Annotated in this window: 1 protein-coding gene (running past one end of the window); it reads right to left on the reverse strand. The window is 73.6% G+C overall.

Features of this window, described 5'->3' with window-relative positions:
• Positions 1-12,510, reverse strand: the 3' portion of a protein-coding gene (locus SCATT_RS00625; protein WP_014140913.1) for a type I polyketide synthase. 5,868 nt of this gene lie beyond the right edge of the window; 12,510 of the gene's 18,378 nt are visible here — the last part of the coding sequence; its start codon lies off the right edge, out of view — the gene reads right to left on this strand; the stop codon is at positions 1-3.

Raw genomic sequence — 12,510 nt, forward strand, 5'->3', positions numbered from 1 at the left:
TCACTGGCCGGGACCGCCCAGTTCTCGATTGATGAAGTCGAACAGTTCGTCGTCGTCGGCGTCCGCGATGAGCCGGCTCTGCTCGGAACGGCCGCCTTGATCGGCGAGCGCGGCGGCCATCTTCTGGACTCGCCGCAGCACCTGGTCCTTGGCCGCCTCGTCGATGCCGTCGTCCGCCGTCACGGCCGAGAGCACCTCCTCCAGCCGGTCGAGTTCGGCCAGCGCGGACTCGGCCCGGTCGGCGTCCGCGCCGAACATCGCCGTCCGCAGGTGGTCACGGAGCGCCAGCAAGGTCGGGTGGTCATAGGTGAGCGTCGCCGGCAGCGTCAGCCCGGTCGCCGCGACGAGCCGGTTCCGCAGCTCGACGGCGGCGAGGGAGTCGAAACCCAGCTCGACGAACGCCTTGGTCGGCGACAGGGCCTCGGTCGAGCTGTGACCGAGCGCCTCGGCCACCTGCGCCCGCACCAACTCCAGTAGCACGGCGTCGCGTTCGTCGCCGTCCAGAGCGTCCAGCCGCGCCCAGGACCGGGACCCGCCGTTCGGCTCGGCGAGCCGATCCCCCGCGGCGGCCACCGGGAACGCCGCCCGGTACTCGGGCAGGTCGCTGATGACCGTGCACTTGACGGTGCCCGCGGTCGCCTTGATGAATCGGGTCCAGTCGACGTGCGTCATGGCGATGTAGGTCTCGTCGTCGTCCAGTGCTCGCCGCAGTCCGGCCAGCGACGGGCCGGGATCCATCGGGTGCAGACCCCGACGGCTCGCCCGGTCGGTCGCGCCGGTGTCGTCGGCCATGCCTCCGCCGGCCAGCAGGCCCCAGCCGATCGTCGTGGCCGGCAGACCGCGCGCCCGCCGGTGGTGGGCCAGGGCGTCGAGGAAGGCGTTCCCTGCCGCGTAGTGTGCCTGGCCGGGTGAGCCGATGAGGCCGGCGGCCGAGGAGAACAGCACGAAGGCCGAGAGGTCCAGGTCCTGGGTCAGCTCGTGGAGGTTCCACGCTCCCTCCACCTTGGGCCGTAGCACGTTGTCCAGCCGGTCGAGAGTCAGCTCGGTGATGACGCCGTCGTTGGCCACCCCCGCGCTGTGGAACACGGCGGTCAACGGCAGGTCGTGGGGAAGGTTCGCGAGCAGGGCCTTCACCTGGCCCCGGTCGGCGACGTCGCAGGCGGCGATGGTCACCGAGGACCCCAGGGCGGTGAGGTCGGCTTCGAGCTCGATGGCGCCCGGTGCTTCACGGCCCCGGCGGGAAGTGAGCACGAGGTGAGGCGCGCCCTGCTCGGCCAGCCAGCGCGCGGTGCGGGCGCCCAGGCCGGTGAGGCCGCCGGTGACCAGCACGCTGCCCGACGGTCGCCAGCTGCGACGCGGCGGCTGATCCGGTTCGGCGCGGACCAGTCGGCCGCCCAGAACGACTCCGTCCCGCAGCGCTGCTTGCTCCCCGGTGCCGCCGTCGCCCAGCAGGCGAACCAGCCCGTCCGCCGAGGCGTCGTCGGGGGTGACCGGCAGGTCGACCAGACCGCCCCAGCGGTCGGGGCGTTCCAGTGCGAGGGTGAGTCCGAAACCCCACAGCAGGGCTTGGTCGGGATGGTCGAGGCCGTCGCCGGGGACGGCGTTCACCGCGCCCTGGGTGAGACACCACAGGGGCGCGTCGATCCCGCGGTCCTCCAACGCCTGGACCAGGCTCACCGTGGCGGCCAGACCGGCCGGCACGCCCGGGTGCCCCGGGACGCGGGACTGCTCCACCGCGAGCAACGAGACCACCCCGGCGAGCGGCGGCTCGTCGAGCCGGGTCGCCAGCGCGGCCCGATCCAGCTGGTGCTCGCCGACCTCCAGGCCACGGACCTCGGCCCCGGCGGCGGTCATCGCCGCTTCGATCGGCGCGACCCAGGCATCGTCGCGGTGGCCGGCGGGCACCACCAGCAGCCAGGTGCCGGTGAGCGTGCCTTCGCGCCGGGTCGGCACGGGCCGCCAGCTCAACCGGTAGCGCCAGCTGTCCACCACCGTCTTCTCACGCCGGCCGAGGCGCCACCGGGCCAGTGCGGGCAGCACGGCGCCAAGGCCGTCCCGTTCCTCGGTGTCCAGCTCGGCGCTGAGCGCGTCGAGGTCGCCCTGTTCCACCAATCCCCAGAACCGGCTGTCCACGGCGTCCGGGTCGGCTGTCGCCGTGGCCGGTGTCTCCGGCGTGTCCGGCCAGTAGCGCGTGTGGTGGAACGCGTACGTCGGCAGCGGGGTGCGTCCCGCGCCGCCCGCGGGGAAAAGGGCCGGCCAGTCGACCTCGACCCCGGCGGCGAACAGGGTGCTCAACCCGGCGAGCACGGATTCGGTCTCGGGACGGCCTCGCCGGAGGCCGGGCACGGCGACGACATCCGCACCGGTCACGCATGCGCGGACCAGACCGGTCAGGGTCGCGTCCGGCCCCAACTCCAGGAAGCGGGTCACCCCGCCTGCCCGGAGTTCGCGGACCGTGTCGGCGAACCGCACCGCGTTCCGGACGTGCTGGACCCAGTACTCGGGAGTGGCCACTTCGCTGCTGGTCATCGGTATCCGCGGGGGCTGGAACTCCAGACCGTCGAGCGCGGCCCGGAATTCCGCGAGCATGGGGTCCATGAGCGGGGAGTGGAACGCGTGGCTGACGGCCAGCCGCTTCGTGCGGTATCCGGCGTCGCGGAGGCGTTGTCCGACCTCACCGACGGCGAGCTCGGTGCCGGAGACGACCACCGACTCGGGCGTGTTGACCGCGGCGATCGACACCCCGGCGCCCTGCTCGGCCACCAGCGGCGCCACCACGTCCTCACCGGCGTTGACGGACATCATGATCCCGCCCGGCGCGAGCCCCTGCATGAGCCGGGCCCGCGCGGTGACCAACGCGCAGGCATCGGTCAGCGACAGCACGCCCGACACGTGGGCGGCGCTGATCTCGCCGACGGAATGGCCGGTGACGAAGTCGGGCCGGATGCCCCAGGACTCGAACAGCCGGAAGAGGGCCACTTCGATCGCGAACAGCGCGGGCTGGGCGAACTCGGTGGTGTTCAGCCGGGCGTCGTCCTCATCGAAGATCATGTCCCGAAGCGACGGGTCCAAGGCCGCGCACACCTCGTCGAACGCCGCCGCGAAAACCGGGAAATCGCGGTGGAGTTCCTGGCCCATCCCACCTCGTTGTGACCCCTGGCCGGTGAAGACGACGGCCAGACCACCGCTGCCGGCCACACCGGTGGCCTCCACGCCGGGCGCGCAGGTGTCGTCGGCGAACGCCGCGAGTCGCTCGCGCAGTTGCTCGCGGTCGGCGGCGAGCACCACCGCCCTGTGATCGTGGATCGCGCGATCGGTCACCAGCGACCGCGCGACGTCGGCCGGCGTCAGTTCGGGCCGGTCGGTCATGTGGGCGTGGAGGCGCGCCGCCTGGGCGCGCAGGGCCGCCGGCCCCCGGGCCGACAACACCACCGGCTGCACCCGCCTGCGCGCGGAGCCCTCGTCCGGGGCCGGCGCCGTCGGCGGCGTGGTGCGGTCCTCGGGCGGTTGTTCCAGGATGATGTGTGCGTTGGTTCCACTGAGGCTGAACGCGGACACGCCCGCCCGCCGCGGGTGGCCCTGTTGGGGCCAGTCGCGGGCCCGGTCCAGCAGTGCCACCCCACCGGAGGACCAATCGACCTCAGGGGACGGGGTCTCGGCGTGGAGCGTCCGGGGCAACAGACCGTGCCGCATCGCCATGATCATCTTGATTGCTCCGGCGGCGCCGGCGGCGGCCTGCGAATGCCCGATGTTCGACTTGATCGAACCCAGCCACAGCGGGGTGCCGGACTCGCGGTCGCGTCCGTAGGTGGCCAACAGGGCCTGCGCCTCGATGGGATCGCCGAGCCGGGTCCCGGTGCCGTGTCCCTCCACCACGTCGACCTCGCTCGCCGACAAGCCGGCATTGGCCAGCGCGGCACGGATGACCCGTTGCTGCGACGGGCCGCTGGGCGCGGTGAGGCCGTTCGAGGCGCCGTCCTGGTTGACCGCCGAGCCGGCCAGGACAGCCAGCACGCGATGGTGGTTGCGGCGGGCCTCGGAAAGTCGCTCCAGCACGAGCAGGCCCACGCCCTCGGCCCAACCGGTGCCGTCCGCTCCGGCACCGAAGGCCCGGCACCGACCGTCCGGGGACAAGCCCCGCTGCCGCGCCATTTCCACGAACATGCCGGGGGTGGCCATCGTGGCGACCCCGCCGGCCAGCGCCAGCGAGCACTCGCCGGAGCGCAGCGCCTGGGCCGCCAGGTGCATGGCCACGAGCGAGGACGAACACGCCGTGTCGATGGAGACGGACGGCCCCTCGAAGCCGAACGCGTAGGACAACCTCCCGGAGATGATGCTGGCCGCGTTGCCGGTCAGCACCCGGCCGCCGAAGTCACCGGGGTCGCGGGCCAGCAGTGCGGGGTAGTCGCTCCCGTTCGCGCCCACGAACACCCCGATGGGGCCGCCGCGCAGGACGGAGGGGACGATGCCGGCGTTCTCGAACGACTCCCAGGCCGTCTCCAGCAACAACCGTTGCTGCGGGTCGATGGCGATGGCCTCGCGCGGCGAGATGCCGAAGAAGTCGGAGTCGAACTCGGCCAGGTGGTCGAGGAATCCGCCCCCCTGGGCGTACGTCGTGCCGACCTGGTCGGGATCCGGGTCGTAGAGGCCGGCCAGATCCCAGCCGCGGTCGACCGGGAAGCCGGTGATCGCGTCCCGGCCCTCGGCCACCAGCCTCCACAGTTCGTCCGGCGAACTCACCCCGCCCGGGTACCGGCAGGCCATGCCGACGATCACGATCGGGTCGTCACCGATCGCGGTGACAGGCCCGGCCGGAGTGACGTCGGCGGTGTCGGCCTCGTCGCCCACCAGCTCGGACCGGACGAATGCGGCCAGCGCCTCAGGGGTGGGGTGGTCGAACACCAGCGTCGCCGGCAGCCGCAGCCCGGTGGCCGTGTTGAGCCGGTTGCGCAGTTCGACCGCGGTGAGCGAGTCGAACCCGACCTCGTGGAAGGCGCGGGTCATGTCGACCGAGGCGCCGCTCGGGTGGCCGAGCACGGCGGCGACCTGCTCGCGCACCAGTGCACCGACGGCCTTCACCTGGTCGGCCACGGAGGAACCGGCCAGTCGCACCGCCTCCAGTCCCGCCACCGACGATGTCGCCGCGCGCCGGGCCGGACGCCGCACCAGGCCGCGCAGCAGGGCGGGCACCGTGCCGGCCGACCGCACAGCGGCCAGGTCGAGGCGAGCGGCCAGCACGTTCGGGCGAGCCAGATCGGCCGCTGTGGACAGCAACTCGAGGCCCTGGGCGGTCGCCATCGGCAGCATTCCGCCCCGCCCCATGCGAGCCACGTCGGTCTCGCTGAGGTTCTCGGTCATACCGCTGTCCTCGCCCCACCAGCCCCAGCTGATCGAGACCGCGGGGAGGCCCTGCCGGTGTCGCTCGACGGCCAGCGCGTCGAGGAAGGCGTTGGCGGCGGCGTAGTTGGCCTGGCCCGGCGCTCCGAAGGCCGTGGCGGAGGAGGAGAACAGCACGAACGCGGAGAGGTCCAGCTCCCGGGTCAGTTCGTGCAGGTGCCAGGCGCCGTCGACCTTGGGGGCCAACACCGCGTCGACCCGTTCGGCGGTCAGGGAGTCGAACACGCCGTCGTCCAGCACTCCGGCGCAGTGCAGCACCGCGGTGAGCGGGAACTCGGGCTCCACCGAGCGCACCAGGGCCGCGACCTGCTCGCCGTCGGCGACATCGCAGGCGACGACGCGCACCGCGGCGCCGAGCTCCGACAATTCGGCAGCGAGCCGGACGGTCCGGTGCGAGTTGTCGCCCTGCCGGGAGGCCAGCACCACATGGCGCACCTGGTGGTCGGTGACGAGGTATCGAGCCACCTGCCCCGCGAGCGCGCCCGAGGCACCGGTGATCAGTACGGTTCCGGCCGACCACGAGGTGGCTTGCGGGGTGTCGGTGGTCCGCAGGCGGGCCAGCCGCGGGGCCCGGAGGACACCGCCGCGCACCGAGACCTCCGGCTCACCCGATTCCACGGCCGCGTGCAGCGCCGCGGTGGTGGTCGCGTCGGCGCCACCCTCGACGAGGACGATGCGGTCGGGGTTCTCCGACTGTGCCGAGCGCAGCAGGCCCCGCACGGCCGCGCCGGTCAGGCTGTCGGTCGTCACCACCACCAGCCGCGAGGACTCCCAGGCGGGATCGGCCAGCCACGTCTGCACCGAGCGCAGCACGCCGTTGACCGCCGCGTGGACGTCTGCGGTGACGGCGAGCCCCTCCCCCGGTACCGACACCGCCACGAGGGCCGGAACCTCGGCTGCCTCGTCCCGCCCGGACATCAGCTCCGCGAGCCCGAGCGGGCCGTCCAGCACGGTGGCCTCGGAGCGGGGCGCGATGTCGTCGACCCGGCCGCACTCGACCCAACTGATCTCGAACAGCGAGTCGTCGCGGGACGCGGCGGCGCGGAGCTGGTCGGCGGAGACCGGGCGTGAGGACAGCGCCGCCACGCTGAAGACGGGAGCGCCGGTGTCGTCGAAGGCGTCCAGGGCGACGGTGTCGGTGGCCACCGGTCGGACCCGGACGCGCAGCGCGGTGGCGCCCGAGCCGAACAGCCGCGCTCCGGTCCAGGAGAACGGCACCAGACCCTGGGGGGTGTCGGAGGTGAGGGCCTGGAGCACGCCGCCGTGCAGACCGGCATCGAGCAACGCCGGGTGCACGCCGAAGCGCTCGACGTCGGTCCCGCTCGGCGGCAACGCCACCTCGGTGTAGAGCTCCGCACCGCGCCGCCAGCAGGCCACCAGCCCCTGGAACGTGGGCCCGTAGTCGTGGCCCGCCTCGGCGAACAGGTCGTACGCGCCGGCGACGTCGACGACGTCGGCTCCCCGCGGCGGCCATTCGGTGAGCGGATCGGGTTCCGGCAGGCTCCCTGAGCCGGACACCGTTCCGGTGGCGTGCCGTGTCCAGGGGGTGTCGTCGGCGTCGCCGTCGGGGCGGGCGGAGATCGTGATCCTCCGGCGGCCCCCCTCGTCGGCCGCTTCCACCAGAACCTGCAGCGCGACCGAGCCCGCCGGGGCGATCAGCAGGGGCGACTCGATCGTCAGCTCGTCGAGCACGGTGCAGCCGACCTGCTCGGCCGCCCGCAGCGCCACGTCCACGAAGGCGGTGCCGGGTAGCAGGGCCTGCTCGAACAGTACGTGCTCCCCCAGCCAAGGCTGGGTCTGCGGCGCCAGCCGGCCGGTCAGCAGCACGGCCTCGCCGCCGGCGACCTCCACGGCGGCCAGCAGCAGTGGATGGTCGAGCGGGTCGAGGCCCACCGCGGCGAGACCGGCCGGCGGCTCGGGGATGTCGAGCCAGTACCGCTGGTGCTGGAACGCGTACGTGGGAAGCGGGGTGTGCCGGGCCCCGGTGCCGTCGAACAGGGCCGGCCAGTCGACCTCCACTCCGGCGGCGAACAACGTGCCGAGTGCGGTGAGCGCCGTGTCGGCTTCGTCGCGGTGCCGACGCAGGCTGGGGACCGCGACGACGTCCGGCTCGACGAGACACTCGCGGATCGCGCCGGTCAACGGCGCGTCGGGGCCGATCTCGAGGAACCGGGTGACGCCGGCGCCGTGCAGTTCGCAGACCGTGTCGGCGAACCGCACCGTGTCGCGCACGTGCCGCACCCAGTACTCCGGATCCGTCATCTCCTCGCCGCCCACCATCGGAATGCGGGGCGGCTGGAATGCCAGGCCATGGACCAGGGCGCGGAACTCGTCGAGCATCGGGTCCATGAGCGGCGAATGGAACGCGTGGCTGACGACGAGCTGTTTCGTGCGGTATCCGTCCTCGGTCAGGCGCCGCACGATCTCGGTGACGGCCGGTTCGAGCCCCGAGAGCACCACCGAACCGGGGGTGTTGACCGCCGCGATCGACACCGCTTCGGCGTACTCCGCGACGAGCGGGGCGACCACCTGCTCGCCGGCGGTCACCGAGACCATCACACCGCCCGGGTCGAGCCGCCCCATCAGCCGGCCCCGCTCCGACACCAGCCGGCACGCGTCCGGCAGCGACAGCACGCCGGCGACGTGCGCGGCCGCGATCTCGCCCACCGAGTGACCGGTGAGGAAGTCCGGCCGGACACCCCAGGACTCGAACAGCCGGAACAGCGCGACCTCGACCGCGAAGAGCGCCGGCTGGGCGACCTCCGTGGCGTCGAGCCGATCCTCCCCGTCGCCGAGGACGGCCTCCCGGACGGCGGGATCCAGCTGATCGCACACCTGGTCCAACGCGGCCGCGAAGACCGGAAATTGCCGGTGCAGTTGCGAGCCCATGCCGGGGTGCTGCGCGCCCTGACCGGTGAACACCATCGCCAGCGGGCCCCGCCGGGCCACATCGCCGACGACCCCGGCTCCGTCGTCCCCGTCCGCGTACTGGGCCAACCGCTCCAGGGCCTGCGCGCGGTCGGAGGCGAGCAGTACCGCCCGGTGATCGTGGCGGGCCCGGTCGGTCACCAGGGAGTAGGCGACGTCCGCCAACGCCACGTCGGGCCGGTCGCGCAGGGAGGAGCGGAGTCGGTCCGCCTGACCCCGCAGGGCCGCGGGCCCGCGAGCCGTCAGCACGAGCGGCCACAACGGCAGGGTCGCCGCGGGCGGCGGGGCCGGGGCGGCGGACTCGGCCGGGGGCTGTTCCAGGATGACGTGTGCGTTGGTCCCGCTGACGCCGAAGGAGGACACCCCCGCCCGGCGGGGCCGGCCACGATCCGGCCACTCCCGAGCCCGGTCGAGCAGCGCGATCGCGCCCGACGACCAGTCGACCTGCGGCGACGGGGTCTTTGCGAACAGGGTCCTGGGCATGATCCCGTGCCGCATCGCCATGATCATCTTGATCGTGCCGGCGATGCCCGCCGCCGCCTGCGTGTGGCCGATGTTCGACTTGATCGACCCCAGCCAGAGCGGGGCGTCCTCGGTGTGCTCGCTGCCGTAGGTGGCCAGCAACGCCTGGGCCTCGATCGGATCGCCGAGCCGGGTCCCCGTGCCGTGTCCCTCGACGACGTCCACGTCGGAGGCGGACAACCCGGCGCTGGCCAGGGCCTGGCGGATCACCCGTTGCTGGGACGGACCGTTGGGGGCGGTCAGCCCGTTCGACGCGCCGTCCTGGTTCAGCGCCGAGCCGGCCAGCAGTGCCAGCACCTGGTGTCCGTTGCGCCGCGCGTCGGACAGCCGTTCCAGCACCACCAGGCCCACGCCTTCGGACCAGCCGGTGCCGTCCGCGTCCGCGCCGTACGCCCGGCACCGCCCGTCCGCGGCGTTCGCGCGCAGCCGGCTGTACTCCACGTACAGGTCGGGCGTCGCCATCACCGTCACACCGCCGGCCAGCGCGAGCGAGCACTCCCCCGACCGCAGCGTCTGCGCCGCCAGGTGCATGCTGACCAGCGATGACGAGCACGCCGTGTCCACCGTCACAGCGGGGCCCTCGAAGCCGAACTCGTAGGCGACCCGGCCCGACGCGATGCTGCCGGCGCTGCCGTTGCCCAGATAGCCCTCGAACTCCTCGGGCTTGGTGTGCAGCCGCGAGCCGTAGTCGTGGTACATCAGCCCGACGAACACGCCGGTCCGGCTGCCACGCAGCGAGGTGGGATCGACGCCCGCGTTCTCCAGGGACTCCCAGGCCGTTTCCAGCAACAGCCGCTGCTGCGGGTCGATCGTGATCGCCTCGCGCGGCGAGATGCCGAAGAACTCGGGGTCGAACTGGTCGGCGTCGTGCAGGAAGCCGCCCTCACGGGTGTAGGTGGTCCCGGGGTGATCGGGATCAGGGTGGTAGAGCTCGGCCAGGTTCCAGCCCCGGTCGGTGGGGAAGGCGCCGATCACGTCCCGCCCCTCGGCGACGACGTCCCACAGGTCGTCGGGCGAACTCACCCCACCCGGGAAGCGGCAGGCCATGCCCACGATCGCGATCGGGTCGTCCCCGGTCCCGGCTGCGGTCGCGCTGACGGCCGGCCGGGCCGGGGCGACCGCCCCGCCGCCGATGTCGCCCCGCACGAACTCGATCAGGGCGGCCGGTGAGGGGTAGTCGAAGATCAGTGTGGCCGGCAGCCGCAGCCCGGTGGCCGTGTTGAGCCGGTTGCGCAGCTCCACCGCGGTCAGTGAGTCGAACCCCAGAGCGCTGAAGGGCTGCCGGTCGTCGAAGGCGTTGCTCGAGGAGTGCCCGAGCACGGCCGCGGTATGGGTGCGCACCAGCTCGGCGACGGCCTGGTCGCGCTCGGCCGGCTCCAGTGCGGCCAGGCCCTCGCGAGGTCCGGCCGCCCCGGCCAGGTGGGGTTCGACGACCCGCCGCGCCGGACGGCGCACCAGCCCGCGCAGCGGTCCCGGGACCGTGGCCGCGGTGGAGAGGCCGGCGAGGTCGAACGGGGCGGCGATGACCCGGCCCTGCCGGCGGGCGGCCGCCTCGAACAGGGTGAGACCGAACGCGTTGTCCACCGGGCGGATACCGGTGCGTGCCATCCGGGCCCGGTCCTGGGTTCCGAGGTGGCTGCCCATCCCATTGGCCTCGGCCCACCATCCCCAGGCGATCGACACCGCCGGTAGGCCGAGCCTTCGCCGGTGCTCGGCCAGCTCGTCGCAGAACGCGTTGGCCGCCGCGTAGTTCGCCTGGCCGGCGGCGCCGAACACCGACGCGGCCGAGGAGAACAGCACGAACGCCGACAGCTCGGCGTCCTGGGTGGCCTCGTGCAGGTGCCAGGCACCGTCCACCTTGGGCCGTAGCACCGCATCGACCCGGTCGGGGGTCAGTGAACCCACGGTCGCGTCGTCGAGCACACCCGCGCAGTGCACCACGGCGCTGAGCGGGAACTCCGGCGGCACCGAGCCGACGAGGTCCATCACCTCATGGCGGACGGCGAGGTCACACGCGACCATCCGCACCGAGGCACCCGCCTCGGTCAGCCGCTCGACCAGCTCATCGGCGCCAGGAGCGGCCGGACCCCGCCGCGACACCAGCACCAGCCGCCGCACCCCGCACTCGGCCACGAGGTGCTCGGCCACCAACCCGGCCAACACGCCGGACGCCCCGGTCAGCAGCACGGTCCCGGTACCCCACACCGAAGACCGCTCGTCCGGCGCCGGCCCGGCGGGCTCCCGGAGCGCCTCGGCGGCGACCCTGTTCAGGCGGGGCGACCACAGCCGTCCGTCGCGAACCGACACCTCCGGCTCACCCGATTCGATCGCGGCGCGGGCGAGCGCCTCCACCGACCGCGCCCCGGCCGGCTCCGGATCGGCGAACGCCCGCTCGACGAGGACCACCCGCTCCGGGTTCTCCGACTGTGCGGAGCGCACCAGACCACCGACCGCCGCGCCCACGAGTCCGCCGTCGGTCACCACGACCAGCCGCGACCGCTCCCACCGGGCATCGGTGAGCCAGTCCTGTAGCACCCGCAACGTGCCGTTCACCGCGGTGTGCACCGAGTCGACCGTCGACTCGGGTGCCCGGTGGCCGGGAACGCGCAGCACCACCAGCTCGGGCAGCGGTGCGCCACCGTCAACCGCCGAGCCGAGCGCGGCCAGGTCGGGGTGGGACCACGCATCGACCGTGTGCTCGTCCTCCGACGGCGCGGTCCGCGCCGGATCGGACAGCGCCAGCCAGCCGACCGGTCCTTCGGTGCTCGCCCCCGGACCGGCCTCGGCCGGTCCGCACTGCACCCAGCCGAGCTCGAACAGCGCGTCGCCGTGTGCGGTGCCGACGTCGCGCAGCTGCTCGGCGGAGACCTCCCGGGCGGCCAGTGAGTCCACCCTCAGCACCGGGCGGCCGGTGGTGTCGAACCCGTCCACCGACCACGAGGACGGCCCCGTCGGGGAGAACACGAGCCGCAGTGCCGCGGCGCCCGAGGCGAGCAGCCGCACCCCGGACCACGAGAACGGCGCTCGCACGCCGGGGTCGTCCGGGTCGGCCCCCCGCGAGTCGAGCCGGCCCATCGCCAGGCTGTGCTGGCCGGTGTCCATCAGGGCCGGGTGCAGGCCGAAACGCATCGCATCGGCCGCGAGTCCCTCGGGCAGCTCCGCCTCGGCGAAGACCTGGTCACCCATCCGCCAGGCCCGCCGCAGCCCGGTGAAGGCGGAGCCGTAGTGGTAACCGAGCGCGCTGAGCCGCTCGTACGATCCGGCGACGTCCAGTTCGGTCGCCCCGGTCGGCGGCCAGGCCACGTCCGTCGGCCACGGCGCCGGCTCCGGGTTGTCGCCGGGTACCGCGCTCCCCGACGCGTGCCGCGTCCACGAGGCGGCCACGGCCTCGCCGGGTTCCGCCGGCCGGGAGTAGACCTCGACGGTGCGGCGGCCGTCGCGGTCGAGAGCCCCGACGAGCACGTGGACCAGCACGTCGCGCCGGCTCGGCAGGATCAGCGGCGCCTCGATGGTCAGCTCCTCCAGCCGGCCGAGGCCCGCCTCGTCGGCTGCGCGGATGGCCAGCTCCAGGAAGGCCGTACCGGGCAGCAGCGGTCGATCGAAGAGCGCGTGGTCGCCGAGCCACGGGTGAGCGTGCAGCGAGAGCCGGCTGGTGAACAGGAA

The organism is Streptantibioticus cattleyicolor NRRL 8057 = DSM 46488, from assembly GCF_000240165.1.
GTDB classification, from domain to species: domain Bacteria; phylum Actinomycetota; class Actinomycetes; order Streptomycetales; family Streptomycetaceae; genus Streptantibioticus; species Streptantibioticus cattleyicolor.